The sequence below is a fragment of the Stenotrophomonas sp. S41 genome, assembly GCF_016624625.1.
Taxonomy (GTDB): Bacteria; Pseudomonadota; Gammaproteobacteria; order Xanthomonadales; family Xanthomonadaceae; genus Stenotrophomonas.
Window position 1 is genome coordinate 1 of record NZ_JACVTV010000103.1, and the last position, 16,314, is coordinate 16,314.

Here is a 16,314-nt window from a genome sequence, read left to right on the forward strand (position 1 = left end):
GCGCCGTTCCCGTGTGCTGCGAAGTTTCCTTCGTAGCGAGCCGCCCATTATAGCCGGCTCTTCCGCTTCGTCAACACCTTTTTTCAAGGCCGTCTCACCGAAGTGGACGTTGTTGCCGATGCCGCTTCGTCGTTGGACCCGAAGGCCTTTCGTCGTTGCGAGCCGCCTATTATGCCGGACTTTTCGAGTCCGTCAACACCTTCGTTCGATCAACTCGTTCGCCGGTGTGGCGTCGCTGTTGGCGTATCGCTTCCGAGGAAGTTGCCACGCCGCAGCAAGGGAGCGAATTCTAGAGATCCTGCAGAATTCGTCAACCCTTTTTTTCAGGAAGATGACAATCGCATCGCGTGTGCCGTGCATGGCACGCGTGCCGGCATCCCTGCGGCGTTGCCCGCGCGTTGCGCGGTCAACGCCGCAAGCGCTATGTATGTACGGATGCATACAGAAGAGACAACGATGGGCACGCAGGTCAGACAGGTGTGGTGGCGCGATCTTTCGGTACCGGCAATCGTGGCCGGCTTCATCACGGTGCTGGTGGGCTTCGCCAGTTCGGCGGTGATCGTGTTCCAGGCCGCACAGGCCGTCGGCGCCGACCAGGCGCAGATCGCGTCATGGATGTGGGCGCTTGGCCTGGGCATGGGCGTCACCTGTATTGGTCTCTCACTGCGCTACCGCGTGCCCGTGGTCACCGCCTGGTCGACCCCGGGTGCGGCAATGCTGGTGGTGGGTGCCGGTGGCGCCTCGCTGTCCGAGGCCACGGGTGCATTCCTGCTCGCGGCGGTGCTGGGCATGGTCGCCGGCTTCTCGGGCATCTTCGCCCGGCTGATGCAGCGCGTGCCGATGGCGCTGGCGGCGGGCATGCTGGCCGGCGTGCTGCTGCGCTTCGGCCTGGATGTGTTCGTGGCGATGAACACCCAGGTCGTGCTCGCCCTGGCGATGTTCGCCACCTGGCTGGCCGGGCGACGCCTGTTCCCGCGCTATGCGGTGATCGCCACTCTGCTGGTCGGCATCATCATCGCTGCCAGCCGTGGCCTGCTGCATGCGCAGGACCTGCACCTGCAGCTGGCCACCCCGCACTGGGTCACGCCCTCGCTGTCCTGGCAGGCGGTGGCCGGCATCGCCCTGCCCCTGTTCGTGGTCACCATGGCCTCGCAGAACATCCCCGGGGTGGCGGTAATGCGCGCCTCTGGTTACAGCGCGCCCATCTCGCCGGTGATCGGCTGGATCGGCGTGGTCAATACGCTGCTGGCCCCCTTCGGCGCCTATGCACTGAACCTGGCGGCGATCACCGCGGCGATCTGCATGGGCCGCGATGCCCATGAGGACCCCGCGCGCCGCTACACCGCGGCCATGGCCGCCGGTGCCTTCTACATCCTGATCGGCCTGTTCGGGGCGACGGTGGCGGCGCTGTTTGCTGCCTTCCCCAAGGAACTGGTCGCCTGCGTGGCCGGTATCGCCCTGTTCGGCACCATCGGCAACAGCCTGGCCAGCGCCCTGGCCGTGGAACGCGACCGCGAGGCGGCGCTGGTCACCTTCCTGGTCACCGCCTCCGGCGTGTCACTGGCCGGCATCGGCTCGGCGTTCTGGGGCCTGGTGGCCGGTTCGCTGTGCCTGCTGGTGCTGCGCCCACGGCTGCAGGCTCAGTAGGACGCCGGCAGGAACGACAGGCCCACCAGCAGCAGCAGGATCGCAGCAAGGCTGAGCACCAGGCCCAGCCAGCTGACGTCACCACGCCGGGCCAGCTCCTGCTCCAGCGCGGCCGGGTCGCTGCCGACCAGCGCGCGGGCCTGGGCGATCTGGCGCTGGCAGTGCCGCAGGTACCAGTGGTTGGCGAACACACCGGCGGTGACACCCAGCGCCAGGCTTGAGATGGACGAGAAGGCCTCCGGCACGCCGAGCAGGGCTTCGGCGACGCTGCTGACCACCAGCACGGCGATCCACAGCATCGCCACACGGTACATGCGCCGGTACATCATCCACGGCAGACCGAACAGGAACGCGGGCCAGTGCCAGGTGCCGGACGCATGGGGCACGCCCTGGTCCAGCCGCCAGCGCCGCCGGTACAGGGCGAAGTTGCGGCCGACCACTGCGGCGTACAGCGCCATGTCGCCTTCCAGCGGCTGGCTGTCCTGCGCGGGGCCCGCCAGCAGCGTCGGCGCCGTGTCGGGCGCGCGGTAGGGGTCATCGATCCCACGGTCGACGACAACCGCCGGAGCGGCGGCGTCGGCCGTCTGGGGCACCGTCTCGAGTTCGGCCAGCGGGCGCCAGGTCGGCATGCCCTCGCACCAGAGCAGGGTGGCGGCCCCTACCCTGCCCTCGGCCTGCAGCTGCCGCAGACCGGCCAGGTCGACCGGCCCCTCGCGCTGGCTGCTGTTGGCGTAGAACCACTGTGCGTCCTGCATGCATCGCTCCTTGTCTGTAACGGGGCCCCGCTCAGGGCTGGGGCTGGCTGGACAGCACCTGCACCAGCACGTGGCGGCCGCCCGGGGCCACGGTCACGACATCCGGACCGGCGTTTGCAGCCTCCAGGCAGACGTACTCGCGCCAGCCATCGCCGACGTCGGCCATCTTCGCCGCCGCTTCAGCGCCGGGGTTCCAGGCCACCAGCGCGCGGCTGCCTTCGGTACGCAGTTCGATGCGGCGCTTGAGCACCGGGTCGCGCAGCACGTAGCGGCCGCCGGCCGGGCTGTAGATGCGGTCGCTGCGGCCGGGGTCGCGCGGGTCGCGCAGCGACCACGGCCCCTGCTGGCGGCGGGTCTGGGCGTAGTTCTCGTACTTGTCCTGGTAGGTCACCCCATCCACGCCGTCCACTTCCACGCGGGTGGCATCGCCCACGCGGAAGTAGTTGTGCAGGGCCTGGGTGAAGGTGGCCGGTGCGCTGCCGGTGTTCTCGGTGACCAGCTGCTGGCGCAGCTCGCGGCCCACGCGCACGGTCATGGTCAGGCGCAGGCCGAGATCCTGCAGCGCCGGCGGCGCCAGGGTCAGCTCGATGCTGCCATCGTCGAGGCGGCGCGCCTGCTGCAGTTCCCACGGCAGGGTGCGGACGAAGCCGTGCGCCGGCACGTCATTGCCCTGGCCCTGGCGGCCAAAGTACGGCCAGCACACCGGGCTGCCGCCACGGATGGGGGTTGGCAGCTCGGCACGCGTGGGCGAAAGCCACATCACGTCGGGCTGGCCCTTGGGCACGAAGGACAGGAGCTGGCCGCCGAACACACTGATGGCGGCGGTGGCTTCGGGGGTTTCCACCAGCCAGGCATCAAGTCCCTGGAACTGGCCGCTGCTGACACCCTGTATCTGTTGCACGGTGGATCGACTCCGTAAGGCCGGCGACTGCACGGCACTGTAGTTGGCGGGAAGACTGAAACGGGTGGGCGCGGCCGGCGTGCGCGGTTCGGCCTGCAGCGCGCGCAGGATGCGCTGGCCGGGGCGGCCATCGGCGTCGGCCCAGCCCAGGCGGCGCTGCTCGACCTGGATCGCGCGCCGGCTGGCATTGCCGATCATGCCATCGGCACTGCCGATATCGTGGCCACGGGCCAGCAGCAGGGTCTGCAGCTGGCGGCGCTCGTCGCGGCCGAGGCCGGGATCATCGGTGGGCCAGGCGGTCGCCAGGCCGTTGCCGCCGCGCAGGCGATCGGCGAGGGTGGCGATGGCCAGCGCGTAGCTTTCGGCGGCGTTGTAGCTGTAGATCGCATCGTAGTTGCGGAAAACCAGCAACGCCGGGCCCTTGGCACCGGCCGGCAGCAGCAGGGCCGCGCGGGCATCGGCCGGCAGGCCCTGCGGCGCGGGGGCGCTGCCATCCAGGCCGGTGATGCCCAGTGCGCGCCAGTCGGCCAGCGCGCGACGCTGGGTGCGCCCGGCCTGCGCCGTCTTGAAGCCCTCGGGAATGCGTACCTCCATGCCCCACGGCTCGCCGCTGCGCCAACCGGCGCGCTTGAGATAGTTGGCGGTGGAGGCGAGTGCGTCGGGAATGCTGGCCACCAGATCGCGGCGGCCATCGCCATCACCGTCGACGGCAATGCGCGCATAGGTGCTGGGCATGAACTGGGTGTGGCCGAAGGCGCCGGCCCAGGAACCGGTGAGTCCCTGCGCCTGCAGGTCGCCCTGCTCGATCAGCTTGATGAGCGCCAGCAGTTCGCCACGGAAGAAGGGCTGGCGACGGCCGGCACAGGACAGCGTGGCCAGCGACTGCAGCAGCGGACGCTTGCCGAACACGCGGCCATAATCGCTCTCCACGCCCCATACGGCGACGATGGTGGCCGGATCGACGCCGTACTGCGCCGATACCCGCTGCAACAGATCGCGATGCTGCAGCAACATGGCGCGGCCATCGTCCACCCGCGGGCGATCGACCAGGGCGGCCAGGTAATCCCAGATCGGCGTGGTGAATTCCGGCTGCGCATCCAGCAGCGGCAGCACGCTGGGGTCGGGCTGCAGGCCGGCGGTGATGGCAGCGAAGCGATCCGCGGCAATGCCCTGCTTGCCGGCCGTGGCCTGCAGCTGCGTCATGCAGCGGGCGAAGGCCGGATCAGCGGCGGGTGTCGGTGGCGCCGTCAACGGCGCGGCCAGCGCGGCGGCCAGGCCGAGCGTGGTCATCAAGGGCATGGCGTCCTCCGTGTTGCCGGTGCTGGGGCCATGTTAGCGCGGGCAGACGGTCTGGCAGGCGCCAGGCATGGCCCGGCGCTACCGATGCGCAGCGGAGGCGCGCAGCAGGCGCAGGCCGTACGCCGGATCGGACGCATTCCAGTGGGCGATGGTTTCCAGCCCGGCCTGCTGCAGCAGGTGGTTGAAGCTGGCATCGGTGTACTTGTGGCTGTACTCGACCCGGATCGGTTCGCCGGCCTGGAAGTGGAAGGTCTGACCGTCCAGGTGCACGTCCTGCTCGCGCTGGCTGACCAGGTCGGTTTCGATGCGCAGGCGCGCGGTGCTGTAGCGGGCCTGGTGGCGGAAGCCGTCAAGATCGAAATCGCTGCCGACCTCGCGGTTGAGGCGGGCCAGCAGATTGAGGGTGAACGCGGCGGTGATGCCGTCGGCATCGTTGTAGGCGGCCTCGATCAGCGCCGGGTCCTTGTGCAGGTCGATGCCGACCAGCGCCAGGCCGTCACCGCCCATGGTCTGGCGCATCGCGCGCAGCAGGGCGATGGCCTCTTCGCCGGCGAAGTTGCCCAGGGTGGAACCGGGGAAGAACAACAGGCGCCGCGCCGCCTGGCGTTCCGGTTCGGGGACCTGCACCGGGCGGGTGAAGTCGGCGCAGACCGGCAGCATCTCCACCTTCGGCAGCGCCGGGGCGAGGTGGTCGATGCTGGACAGCAGCGCGGCGCGCGAGATCTCGATGGGGGTGTAGGCCACCGGATCGTGCAGGGCGGCCAGCAGCAGCGCGGTCTTGCGGCCGCTGCCACTGCCCAGTTCGACCACGTGGGCATGCGCGCCGACGGCGCTGGCGATTTCCGGCAGCACCCTGTCGAGCAGTGCCAGTTCGGTGCGCGTGGGGTAGTACTCGCGGGTGTGAGTGATCTGCTCGAACAGGCGCGAGCCACGCGCGTCGTAGAAATACTTGGACGGCAGCTGGCGCGCGGCGCACGAAAGGCCGGCCACGGCGTCGGCCATGATCTGCTGGCGGCCGGGGGTGAGGTCGGTCAGCGCCTGCAGCGCGTCCTGCACGGTACTCATGGAAGATCCCTCGCCAGGCGCACGCCGGAGAACTGCCAGCGCGCCGGTGGATTGAAGAAGTTGCGGTAACTGCTGCGGACGTGGCCGCGCGGGGTGGCGCAGCTGCCGCCGCGCAACACCCACTGGCCACACATGAATTTGCCGTTGTATTCGCCCAGGTTGCCGCCGAAGGGCTGGAAGCCGGGGTAGGCGCCATAGGCGCTGGAGGTCCATTCCCAGACATCGCCGAACAGCTGGCGCAGGCCCGTGCCCTGCCCTGCATGGGGATGCAGCTGGTCGTCGTCGGCGAAGTGGCCGCTGGGCGGCTGCGTGGCGGCGACCGCTTCCCATTCGAATTCGGTCGGCAGCCGTGCCTCATGCCAACGCGCGCAGGCGTCGGCTTCGTAATAGCTGAGGTGGCAGACCGGCGCATGTGGATCGAGCGCGCGCCAGCCGCCGAGGGTGTACTCGCGCTGCAGGTCGTCGTGCCAGTACAGCGGGTGCTGCCAGCCCTCGGCCTCGCACAGGGCCCAGCCTTCGCTGAGCCACCAGCGCGGATCGCGGTAGCCGCCGGCATCGACGAAGGCGCGGTACTCGCCGTTGCTGAGCGGGCGCTCGGCGATCGCGTGTGCGGGAACAAGTACGCGGTGCGGCGGCGATTCGTTGTCGTAGGCGAAGGGCGCGTGCTGCGGCCAGCGCGCTGCGCCGACGCTGACGATGCTTTCTTCCCGTGCAACCCAGCCCTGTGCGCTGGCCGCGCTGGTGACCGCCGCGAGGTCTTCGCGATAGGGCGGCTGCAGCGGGTTGCACCACAGCGCGTGCTTGATGTCGGTCAGCAGCAGTTCCTGGTGCTGCTGTTCGTGCTGCAGGCCCAGCTGCAGGTGCTGCAGCGCCTCTTCACCGAGATCGCCATCGGCCAGGCGCGCCAGCACCTGCTCATCGACGTGCCGGCGATAGTCGCGCACCTGCTGCAGCGAGGGCCGCGACAGCAGGCCACGGCGTGGGCGGGCATGGGCCGGGCCGAGGCTCTTGTAGTAACTGTTGAACAGGAAATCCCAGGCCGGATCCCACGGCTGGTGGCCACGTACGCTGGCCAGCACGAAGCGCTCGAAGAACCAGGTGGTGTGGGCCAGGTGCCATTTGGCCGGGCTGGCATCGTCCATGCTCTGCAGCATCGCGTCTTCGGCGCTGAGCGGTGCGGCCAGTTGCTGGCTGCGTCCACGCACGTGGGCGAAGTGGCTGGCGAGTTCACGCTGCGGGGCAGCGACGGCGAGGGTTGCGCTGTCCATGGGCCCAGCTTCGGCTGCCACGGGTGAGCGCGATGTCATCGCGTGGGGTCAGCGCATTCACATCGTGCCCATTCAAGAACCCTGCGCCAACGCCGCTAACGGCAGTGCTGCGGCCGTGTAGTGACCGCGCTGGAATTACCGCTTGTCCGATCATCCGCTCCGCCAGCCTGCGCATTACCTGTTCGTGCTGCCCGCCCTGCTGGTCGCACTGGTGCTGTGGGCCACCCTGGGCAACGAGGATGTGGGCCGCGCCGGCCAGCGCGTGCTGCCCTGGCTGCTGGCCTGCCTGGGCGCGGGGCTGGCGCTGATGTACAACCAGGTGCGCACGCTGTGCCTGCTGCTGCTGGTGGCGGCCGTGTTCACGGTGCTGCACCCGGACCTGGCCCACTACCTGCGGCTGGGCTACGTCAGCCCGCTGACGCCGCTGCGCTTCCATGCGGTATCCACCTGGCTGCCGCTGCTGTTTGCCGTGCATGCGCTGTGGCCCGAGCGTGGCCGGCGCCGCCAGGACCTGCTGCTGCGCGGGATCGGCAGCGGCACCCTGCTGGCGATCTTCATCCTGCTGGCCGCGCAGCAGCCGCAGGGCATGCATGACCTGCTGTCAAACCGGCACTTCGCCTGGATTCCGAGCGACTGGAACGCGCTGGCGCAGCTGCCGGCCCTGCTGTTCCTGGCGGCGACCGCTGCGCTGGGCTGGCAGGCCTGGCGGCGGCCGCGCCCCCTGCACACCGCGATGCTGCTGGCGCTGCTGTGCCTGTGGTGGATGCTGCCGCGCATCTTCCTGCAGCCGGCGCTGCTGCCGGCGCTGAGCGTGGCCGCACTGCTGCTGATGCTGGGCGCCACCCTGCAGGAATCCTTCCACATGGCGTTCCGCGATGAGCTGACCGGACTGCCGGGGCGGCGCGCCTTCAACGAAACCCTGCAGCGTGCCGCGGGCACCTACAGCATCGCGATGGTGGACGTGGACCACTTCAAGAAGTTCAACGACACCCACGGCCACGACACCGGCGATGACGTGCTGAAGCTGGTGGCCTCGCGGCTGGCGCGGGTGGGCGATGGCGGCCGCGCGTTCCGCTATGGCGGCGAGGAGTTCGCGGTGGTGTTCCTGGACCGCGCGGCACCGGCCTGCGTGGATGCGGTGGAAGCGCTGCGGCAGAGCATCGAGGACAGCCGCATGCAACTGCGTGACCGCAGCACGCGCAGCCGTGACGACGCGGCCGGGCAGCAGCAGCGCGGCCGCGGCGGCAGCGGCCAGGTGGTGCAGGTGACGGTGAGTATCGGCCTGGCCGACAGCCGCATCGATGCGCGCCCGGCCGGGGTGGTCAAGGCCGCCGACCAGGCGCTGTATGCGGCCAAGGAAGAAGGCCGCAACCGGGTCTGCGCGCACGGCGGCCAGCGCGTGCTGGCGGTGCGCGGCGGCGCCGAGGCTCAGACCGCGTCGAGGTAGTACCAGCGGCCGTCGATGCGCAGGAAGCGGCTGTGCTCGGTCATCCGCACCGCGCTGCCACCGCCGATGCGGTAGCGGGCGGTGAAGCGCACTTCGGCGCTGTCGGGGCCGGTGACGGTGTGATCGTTCACGGTCAGGCCCAGCCACTGGGTGCGCTGGCCTGGTGCCTCGTCCAGCGAAAGTTCGGCCGGGCGCGTATCCGGGTGCCAGGTCTGGCGCAGGTAGTCGGCCAGCTGCCGTACGTAGGCGCTGTAGCGCGAACGCATCAGGCGCTCGGCATCCGGGGCGGCCTCGCCAGCGTGGTAACGGCCGCAGCAGGCGGCGTAGTCGGCGGGCAGGCCGCAGGGACAGGGATCGGCGGGTGTGCGGGTCATGCCGGTATTGTCGCGCGGGACGCGGCCAGCATCCATCGGCGATAGGCGTATGCTGTCGCCCCCCATCCAAGTGTCGATCGCCGTGCTGGAACTGGTTCCCCCTGAGTTGTGGTGGTTGGTGGTGATTGCCTTCATCGCCGGCCTGGTCGATGCGGCGGTGGGCGGCGGCGGGCTGGTGCAGCTGCCGGGCCTGTTCACGGTGCTGCCGCAGCAGACGCCGGCGATGCTGTTCGGCACCAACAAGTTCAGTTCGATGTTCGGCACCGGCGCGGCCGCCTGGCGCTATGCGCGCAACGTGCGCTTCCCGTGGAAACCGGTGCTGTTCGCCGCCGGCACTGCCTTCATCTTCTCCTTCGCTGGTGCCACCGCGGTCAGCCTGCTGCCCAAGGAGGCGGTGCGCCCGCTGGTTCTGGTGCTGCTGGTGGCGATGCTGGGCTACACGCTGTGGAAGAAGGATTTCGGTGCACTGCACCGGCCGCAGGAGATCGGTCGCCGCGAGCTGGCGATCGCCCTGGCCATCGGCGCGGCGATCGGCTTCTACGACGGCTTCTTCGGGCCGGGAACCGGCAGCTTCCTGATCTTCCTGTTCGTACGCTTCTTCGGCCTGGATTTCCTGCGCGCCTCGGCGGCGTCGAAGGTAGTGAACCTGGCGACGAACGTGGCGGCGATCTCGTTCTTCATCCCCACCGGCAACATCCTGTGGCTGTTCGCGCTGCCGATGGCGGCGGCCAACATCTTCGGCTCGGTGGTGGGCACGCGGCTGGCGCTGAAGGGCGGCACGCCGTTCATCCGCAAGCTGTTCGTGGGGCTGGTGGTGGTGCTGATCGCGCGGATGGCGTGGGATACGTTCCGCGGGGCGTGATCCACCGCGTCGCTGGCGCCTCACTCCTATGTGGGCGATCGGATGAGGGCGCATGGCAGGACACGCCGTGAACCCATCCATGGGGGCTCGTGAGCGCCATCCATGGCGCTCGCGGTCCTGCCATGCGCCCTCACCCAACCGCTGCCCGGCCTCTGCGCGAGCGCGGAAGCTGGGAGCAAGAGCAGAGCGGCTTCTGGTAGGTGCCAACCTTGGTTGGCACGCTGTTGCTGGTCGCGCAGAGCAGCCGAGCATGGCTCGGCTCTACAGGGGATTGCTGGTCGCGGCAGTGCCGGCCGAGGCGGTCAGGCCTCGGCTTCTTCCGGTTCGTTGGCCTGCTGGCGGCTGCGCTCGGGCAGCTTCAGGCGCTTGCCTTCTTCGTCGTACTCGATGAGCAGGACGCCCGAATCGTGGCGGCCGCTGATCTCGACGAAGCAGGCGCCGCCGATGAACGGCTCCAGCGTCATCACCGACTTCAGCGGGGTGGCGACCACCATCTGGAAGCCGAAGTTGTCGAAGATGTTCATCGCCAGCGCGGTGAACTCGTTGTCGGCCTTGTCGAAGGCTTCGTCGAGCACGACGGCGGCATAGCTGGGCAGCTGGCTGTCGGCGCCACCGAGCTGGTAGCGCAGCGCCGCGGCCAGGCAGGTGGTGGCCAGCTTCTGCCGCTGGCCACCGGACTTGCCGGCGCCGCTGCGGTAGATCTCGACCTGCTGGCGCGTTTCCGCATCCAGCTCCACGCCGATGAACTCGACGTGCATGCGCACGTCCAGCACCAGCTCGCGCCAGCGCTTGTCCTCGCCTTCCTGCGAACCGAGGCGGTTGACCAGCTGGCGCAGCACGGTGAACTGCGATTCGGCCAGCTCGCGCTGTTCGGTCTGCTGCTGCGACAACACCTCGCGCAGCTGCAGGTGGAACTCACCCACTTCCGGCAGGCGGCGGTCGCTCAGCTCGATGGTCAGCAGGGTGCCGCGGTTGAACGGCACCTGTTCCAGGCTGGCGTTGACCTCGTCCAGGCGCTGGCCGATCGACTTGCGGGCCTCGGCACTGTGGCGCTGCAGGGCCAGCAGGTTGTTCTTGCTCTGGTTCTGCAGCAGGTCGAAGAAGCGCTCTTCATGCTGCGGCAGGCCATCGCGTTCCAGGCGTTCCAGGCGGGCGAGGAAATCCTCGGCCGAGGCCACCGATACGGTGAAGTCGCCCGATTCTTCCGGCCACTGCTGGATGAAGCGGCGGAAGCAGCCCAGCAGCAGGTTCTCGACACGATTGACGTCCTGCTGCGAGGACGACAGCTGTTCGTTCAGCGCGTTACTGACCTGGCGCATGTGCGCTTCCAGCGTTTCCAGGCTGAGCGGCCCCTGCTCCTGCAGGCGCTCGGCCAGGCCCGCTTCCTGGTCTTCGGCCAGCGCCGGCAGCACCAGGGCGCGGCTCTGCTGGCGGGCACGGTCCAGGCGGTCGCGTTCGCGCACCAGCTGGCCGCGCTCGACGCGGGTGTCTTCATAGGTCCGGCGGGCCTGCTCGATATCGGCGCGCACGGCGTCGATCTGCTTGGCCAGGCGGGCCAGGTCGGCGTTGCCTTCGCGCAGGTCGCGCAGGGTGGCTTCGATATCGGCCAGGCGCTGCTGCGGCGCGACCACGTCGATCTCGTTCCACTGGATGCCGATCAGTTCGTGGCAGGCCAGGCGGCGTTCGTTGTCGCGGTCACGCTGGCCGCGCAGGCTGGCGATATCGGTATCGCAGCTGGCGATGCGCTTGGCCAGTTCCTGCGCTTCGCGCTCGAACACGACGAGCTTGTCGCGGTTGTTGAAGCCGAGGATCCAGCGGCGACGGTCGTTCACCGCGCTGCGGTCATCCTTCTCGAAGCGGTCGCCCGGATGCTTGACCTGGCCTTCGCGGGTGATGCCGCGGTCGACGTTGCGCAGCTGCTTGGCATCGACGCATTCGTAGTCGAAGCGCTTGCCCAGCTCGCGGCGCAGCCAGCCTTCGAAGGCGTGGTCACGCAGTTCCAGCTTGTGCAGCAGCGAACGCGCGGACGGTTCGCGGGCGAACGCATCGTCGTTGCGGCGCACGCGGTAGTAGGTGAAACGCATGCCGAGGTGGGTGCGGTTCACCCAGTCGGCCACTTCGTTGTAGTGCTTGTCGTCCACCAGCAGCGACTGCGCGAAGCCGCCCAGCACGCGCTCGATGGCGCCCTGCCAGTTCTGCTCCTCGGTGCGGACCTGGATCAGTTCGCCGACGAAGGGCAGCGAGGCTTCGGAAATGCCGGTTTCCTCGGCCAGGCGTGCGCGCAGCTTCTGCATCGGTGCGGGAATGCTGGACGGCGTGCGCTGCATCGCTTCCAGTTCGCCACGCACTTCGCCGAAGCGACGTTCGTCATCGCGCTTGCCGCCCAGCCGTTCGCTGATCGCATCGTCCAGCGCCGCCGAAGCACGCTGGCGGTCCTGCAGTTCGTTCTGTGCGCGCTCGACCAGTTCGGAGAACCCGTGCGCGTCTTCCGGCAGTTCGGCCTGCAGGTGGCGCGCGGCCTCGCGGGCCTGCGCCTGCTTGGCCAGGCGGCGGTCGCGCTCGGCTTCGGCGCGGCCCTGCTCGCGTTCCAGTTCCTCGATGCGCTCACCGCCCTGCTGGCGGCGCTGCAGTTCCAGCTCGGCCAGGCGCTCGGTGTGGTTGTCCAGCGCCGCACGGCGCTGGGCTTCTTCGCCCAGCAGGCCGCGGTCGCGCACGTCCATCTCGCGCAGGCGCGCTTCGATCAGCAGCTGGCGGCGGCTTTCGCGGAAGCTGTCGATGCCCAGCTTGAGGGTCTCGTCATCGCCGCGCTGGCGATGCATGTGCTTCAGTTCGGTGTAGTGCGCGCGCGCCGGCAGCAGGGTTTCCACCTGGCGGCGCGCGGTGACCACCGCCTGGTGCGCACCGTCGAGTTCGGCGAAATCACTGACCAGGCGCTCGGCGGCATCGAAGGTGCGCGGCGTGTCCAGCATGAAGTCGCGCAGGAAGACGTTGAGGTCGCCCAGGTTCTTCGCCGACTGCGTCTTGTGCAGCAGGCGCAGCGCCATCTCGTTGTCGATGCCCAGCAGGTGGCGGAAGCGCTCGGCGTAGCCGGAGAACGTATCGAAGTGGTGGATGTCGGCCAGCTTCTGCTTCAGCTTGCGCAGGTCCAGGTCGAAGCCACCGAGGTCCTTGGCGATATCGAACGGGCGCTCGGCGATCATGTAGTGCTTGCGCACGTCGCCGGCCGAAGTGCCGTTGCCGGAGATCCACAGCAGTCGCACCAGGCACACCACGCGGCCATCGCCGGCGCGGTATTCCAGCACCAGTGCGGTCCAGGTCGCGCCCTTGCGCAGGTACTGGGTGGCGATTTCGCCGGTGCCGCTGTCCTGCTGGTCGGCCCACGCGCCACGCACGTAGGAGACCAGGTTGCGGTCGCGGCCACTGCGCTCGGCTTCACGCGCGGCGGCGTTGAAGTCGACGATGGCTGGCGGCGTCAGCAGCGCGGACATCGCATCGAGCAGGGTCGACTTGCCCGAGCCGGAACGGCCGACGAACAGGAAGCCGCGCTCGGCGATCGGCACTTCGGTCAGGCCGTTGAAGGTGCCCCAGTTGTGCACCTGCAGGCGGCGCATGCGGAACTGCTGCAGGCGCGGGTCCGGCAGGCCTTCATTGAACAGGGCGGGAGTGTGCTTGGAAATGGCCATGCGGTGCTCGGGTCTCTCAGGCTTCTGCAGCCGGGGTTTCGCGCAGCTGGCGGTACACCGCCGAAAGCTGGGACACGTCTTCGGCGGAAAACATCAGCTTCAGCGCCGGCGAGACTTCGTGGCGGTCTTCCTGGCCGCCGAGGCGGGTCAGGATGTGGTTGTCCTTCATCTTCTGCACGGCCGAGGCGACGCGGCGGTTGAAGCCGGCGCGGTCGGTGGACAGGTTCTTCTCGTAGATCGCCAGCGCTTCGGCCATCTCGGCATCGGCGACGACGGCGCGGTTGCCGCGCGCATCGGCCTCGGCCAGCTGCTGGCGCAGGTACAGCAGCAGCACCGAATCGATGAAGGTCAGCGGCGAGGTGCGCAGCAGCACCGGCGCGTCGACGTCTTCGGTATCGGCCTGGCGGGTGAACGCCACGCCGCTGTCACGGTCCAGCACCAGTTCCAGGAACAGGTCGGCCAGTGCCGAGCGGATCGCGGCTTCGCTGCGGATCAGCGCCGGCCACAGCTTGGCGTGGCGCAGCTGGTCGATGCTGGGGCCGATCAGCAGCTGGCACAGCGCGCGGCGCGCATCCAGCGGCAGGCGGCCGGTATCGCCCATGTAATAGACGTCGTTGCCACGACGCGGCTGTGCGGCAACCGGTGCCGGTTCGGCCTCGTAGGCGTCTTCGACCAGGTCGGGCGCCGCTGCTTCGATGGGATCTTCATGCCAGCTCATGGCGTCTCTCCTGGGTGAACCAAACCAGCGGAATACGTGCGCGGCGCACCTGGCCGTCGCCGCCGCGCCATTGCGCAAGCTCCTGCTCGCCGGCGACCACGTTGCCGAAGCGCGTGCCCAGCGACAGATAGCCGATGACGCTGCCCAGGCCCTGCGGCGCTTCGCGCTGGGCCAAGGCTTCGGCGATGCTCAGGCGCGGCTGTGCGTCCAGCAGTTCGTGCAGGTCGCGGCGCAGGGTACGGAAGTCGATTTCCGACGAGGCCACCAGGTCGCCCACGCTTTCCAGGCTGATGGCGGCTGCATCGTTGTATTCGACGTTGCCATCGACCTGCGCGCTGCGCGGGTCGTGCAGCTTCCACTGCGACCACGAACGCAGGCGGCTGGTGGTCAGCTGCAGGTCGCGGCCGATGCTGCGCTGGGCGGGGAAATCATCGCGCAGGGCCAAGGCTTCGGACTGCGCCTGTTTCAGCAGCTGGTTGAGGCGGCGCTGTTCCAGGTAGCCACGGCTCTGCACGAAGCCGCGCAGGCTGCGCGCGAAGTTCTGCAGCACGTCGTGCACCTGGCCGCCGCGTTCCAGCATGGTGCTGGTGAAGCCGCGCAGAAAGTTGCGTTCGTTGCGGTCCAGGCGACGGGCGAAGCCGCGCGCGAGCACGGCCTCCAGCGCGGCGTCGAGCTGGGCGCTCTGTTCGGCATCGTTGAGCAGGCGCCAGAACGCCTGGAAGCTGCGGCCGGCATCGCTTTCGCCGATGACGTCGACGCCTTCGAACAACTGCGACAGCACGTCGCCGCGCTCGCCTTCGTCGTCGATGATGCGTTCGCGGAAATCGCGGTTGAGCTGCTCGAAGTCATCGCGCACGCGGCGGAAGTCCTCGGTCAGTTCGTCGGCCAGGCCGATGATCTGGCGGGTGCGCTCCAGCGCGCGCTTGCCATCGAGGGCGACCACGCGGCCGGCGCCGACGCGGGCGATCTCGGCATCGATGCGGTCGCGCTCGTCGTGCAGCGCGGACAGGCGCGCATCAGGATCGGCTTCGGTCTGTGCGGCCAGCGCGGAGAGCTGCTCGATGACCAGCGCCAGGCGGCTTTCGGTAGCGGCCACGCGGGCCTGCTCCAGGCTGTCAGCGAAACGGATCGCCTGCAGCGCCTGGGTCGACAGCTCGTACTGCTCCTGGTCGGCGCCTTCGGGCAGGCGGCGTTCCAGCCAGCCCTGGGCCAGCCAGTGGGCGATGTAGGCCTGGGCGGTACGCGGCAGCTCGCGCGACAGTTCGTCGCCGGCCAGCTGGTCCAGCGCGCGTTGCAGGCGCTCGTTCAGTACCGAGGACGGCAGCGTGCGCTCGCCGTCCATCAGCAGGCCCTGCAGCAGGCCGATGATTTCCGGGGCGTGGTCGGCGGCAAGCAGCTTCCACTGGGGCTGTTCGCGCAGATGGCGGTAACGGGCAATACGTTCGCGGTGCTTCATGCAGCGAAGGGATTCATGGACGCAGAAGGCTGCGGGCAGCCATGCACGGCCGCCGCGGGGGCAGCCGTGGACGTGCCGGCCACGCGGGGCCGGCGCGGTGCGGGCAAGCGGTTCAGCGCCTGCCGCCCACTTCGATGAAGCGCAGGAACTCGGCGCGGGTACGCGCGTCGTCGCGGAAGCTGCCCAGCATCTTGGAGGTGACCATGCTGACGCCGCGCTTGTGGATGCCGCGGGTGGTCATGCATTCGTGGGCGCCTTCGACGACCACGCCGACGCCGATCGGCTGCAGCACATCCTGGATGCACTGGGCGATCTGCGCGGTCATCTTTTCCTGCACCTGGAAGCGGCGGGCGTAGGCTTCGACCACGCGGGCCAGCTTGCTGATGCCCACCACCTTGCCGGCCGGCAGGTAGCCGACGTGCACGCGGCCGATGATCGGCGCCATGTGGTGTTCGCAGTGGCTTTCGTACTCGATGTCGCGCAGGACGATCAGTTCGTCGTAGCCGGCCACTTCCTCGAAGGTCCGCTCCATGTAGGCGCGCGGGTCGTCGCGGTAGCCGCTGAACCAGTCGCCATAGGCTTCGGCGACACGGCGCGGGGTATCCAGCAGGCCTTCACGGGACGGGTCCTCGCCGGCCCAGCGCAGCAGGGTGCGCACCGCATCCTCGGCCTGGTCCTGGGTCACATCGCCCTGCAGGGCGGCCTTTTCGTTGTTCTTGCTCATTGCGTACAGCGTCCCGAACGGGGGGCGAGCATCGTACCCGACCGGGGGGTGGGTCGTCCTGTGGGGACGGTTCATCGGGTGTATCTTATACACAAATCCGAGCCCACCAGGCGGA

The 16,314-nt window shown here is 69.1% G+C and carries 12 protein-coding genes; 3 read left to right on the forward strand and 9 right to left on the reverse strand.

The annotated features are described in order from the left end of the window. Positions 1-456: 456 nt before the first annotated feature. Positions 457-1,647 (forward strand): benzoate/H(+) symporter BenE family transporter, encoded by a 1,191-nt coding sequence (locus IAE56_RS17265; protein WP_200753368.1) that lies wholly within the window; start codon positions 457-459, stop codon positions 1,645-1,647. Here the strand turns inward: IAE56_RS17265 and IAE56_RS17270 are convergent. The 4 genes from IAE56_RS17270 to egtB all read right to left on the reverse strand — a co-directional run bounded on the left by IAE56_RS17270 (position 1,641) and on the right by egtB (position 6,935). Beyond that, positions 1,641-2,402: a GYF domain-containing protein gene (locus IAE56_RS17270; protein WP_200753369.1), complete on the reverse strand. Its 762-nt coding sequence runs from the start codon at positions 2,400-2,402 to the stop codon at positions 1,641-1,643. The two genes, IAE56_RS17265 and IAE56_RS17270, sit on opposite strands and share 7 nt — an antisense overlap. Positions 2,403-2,433: 31 nt before the next feature. Next, positions 2,434-4,593 (reverse strand): lytic murein transglycosylase, encoded by a 2,160-nt coding sequence (locus tag IAE56_RS17275; RefSeq protein ID WP_234456165.1) that lies wholly within the window; start codon positions 4,591-4,593, stop codon positions 2,434-2,436. Positions 4,594-4,680: 87 nt separating this feature from the next. Next, positions 4,681-5,667: an L-histidine N(alpha)-methyltransferase gene (gene egtD, locus IAE56_RS17280; RefSeq protein ID WP_108770522.1), complete on the reverse strand. Its 987-nt coding sequence runs from the start codon at positions 5,665-5,667 to the stop codon at positions 4,681-4,683. Beyond that, positions 5,664-6,935 (reverse strand): ergothioneine biosynthesis protein EgtB, encoded by a 1,272-nt coding sequence (gene egtB / locus IAE56_RS17285; protein WP_200753371.1) that lies wholly within the window; start codon positions 6,933-6,935, stop codon positions 5,664-5,666. The genes egtD and egtB overlap by 4 nt, the downstream gene beginning before the upstream one ends. 142 nt (positions 6,936-7,077) lie before the next feature. Here egtB and IAE56_RS17290 point away from each other — a divergent pair, with 142 nt between their 5' ends. After that, positions 7,078-8,382 carry a GGDEF domain-containing protein gene (locus IAE56_RS17290; protein ID WP_200753372.1) on the forward strand — a complete coding sequence of 435 codons (1,305 nt, stop codon included), beginning with the start codon at positions 7,078-7,080 and terminating at the stop codon, positions 8,380-8,382. Here IAE56_RS17290 and IAE56_RS17295 read toward each other — a convergent pair. Further along, complete coding sequence (locus tag IAE56_RS17295) at positions 8,364-8,756, reverse strand: YchJ family protein (RefSeq protein ID WP_200753373.1); 393 nt, start codon at positions 8,754-8,756, stop codon at positions 8,364-8,366. The two genes, IAE56_RS17290 and IAE56_RS17295, sit on opposite strands and share 19 nt — an antisense overlap. A gap of 82 nt (positions 8,757-8,838) precedes the next feature. Between IAE56_RS17295 and IAE56_RS17300 the strand changes: the two genes are divergently transcribed. Further along, positions 8,839-9,618, forward strand: coding sequence for a sulfite exporter TauE/SafE family protein (locus IAE56_RS17300; RefSeq protein WP_164075305.1), 780 nt, complete (start codon positions 8,839-8,841; stop codon positions 9,616-9,618). A gap of 302 nt (positions 9,619-9,920) precedes the next feature. On the opposite strand, the gene IAE56_RS17305 is transcribed toward IAE56_RS17300, so the two are convergent. From IAE56_RS17305 to folE, 4 genes are all read right to left on the reverse strand, one after another. Next, positions 9,921-13,301, reverse strand: coding sequence for an SbcC/MukB-like Walker B domain-containing protein (locus IAE56_RS17305; protein WP_200753374.1), 3,381 nt, complete (start codon positions 13,299-13,301; stop codon positions 9,921-9,923). A 16-nt stretch (positions 13,302-13,317) separates the two neighbouring features. Further along, positions 13,318-14,019: a DUF4194 domain-containing protein gene (locus IAE56_RS17310; RefSeq protein ID WP_108770527.1), complete on the reverse strand. Its 702-nt coding sequence runs from the start codon at positions 14,017-14,019 to the stop codon at positions 13,318-13,320. Continuing rightward, on the reverse strand, positions 14,006-15,475 hold the full coding sequence (locus IAE56_RS17315; RefSeq protein WP_164075296.1) for a DUF3375 domain-containing protein: 1,470 nt from the start codon (positions 15,473-15,475) through the stop codon (positions 14,006-14,008). Before IAE56_RS17315 ends, IAE56_RS17310 begins: the two co-directional genes overlap by 14 nt. 112 nt (positions 15,476-15,587) lie before the next feature. After that, positions 15,588-16,199 (reverse strand): GTP cyclohydrolase I FolE, encoded by a 612-nt coding sequence (folE, locus tag IAE56_RS17320; RefSeq protein WP_200753375.1) that lies wholly within the window; start codon positions 16,197-16,199, stop codon positions 15,588-15,590. Positions 16,200-16,314: the final 115 nt, after the last annotated feature.

Excerpts from the sequence above, each read along its gene's own strand:
- folE (WP_200753375.1), bottom strand. The coding sequence starts at position 16,199 with ATGAGCAAGAACAACGAAAAGGCCGCCCTGCAGGGCGATGTGACCCAG.
- IAE56_RS17310 (WP_108770527.1), bottom strand. The coding sequence starts at position 14,019 with ATGAGCTGGCATGAAGATCCCATCGAAGCAGCGGCGCCCGACCTGGTC.
- IAE56_RS17270 (WP_200753369.1), bottom strand. The coding sequence starts at position 2,402 with ATGCAGGACGCACAGTGGTTCTACGCCAACAGCAGCCAGCGCGAGGGG.
- IAE56_RS17275 (WP_234456165.1), bottom strand. The coding sequence starts at position 4,593 with ATGACCACGCTCGGCCTGGCCGCCGCGCTGGCCGCGCCGTTGACGGCG.
- egtB (WP_200753371.1), bottom strand. The coding sequence starts at position 6,935 with ATGGACAGCGCAACCCTCGCCGTCGCTGCCCCGCAGCGTGAACTCGCC.
- IAE56_RS17305 (WP_200753374.1), bottom strand. The coding sequence starts at position 13,301 with ATGGCCATTTCCAAGCACACTCCCGCCCTGTTCAATGAAGGCCTGCCG.
- egtD (WP_108770522.1), bottom strand. The coding sequence starts at position 5,667 with ATGAGTACCGTGCAGGACGCGCTGCAGGCGCTGACCGACCTCACCCCC.
- IAE56_RS17315 (WP_164075296.1), bottom strand. The coding sequence starts at position 15,475 with ATGAAGCACCGCGAACGTATTGCCCGTTACCGCCATCTGCGCGAACAG.
- IAE56_RS17265 (WP_200753368.1), top strand. The coding sequence starts at position 457 with ATGGGCACGCAGGTCAGACAGGTGTGGTGGCGCGATCTTTCGGTACCG.
- IAE56_RS17295 (WP_200753373.1), bottom strand. The coding sequence starts at position 8,756 with ATGACCCGCACACCCGCCGATCCCTGTCCCTGCGGCCTGCCCGCCGAC.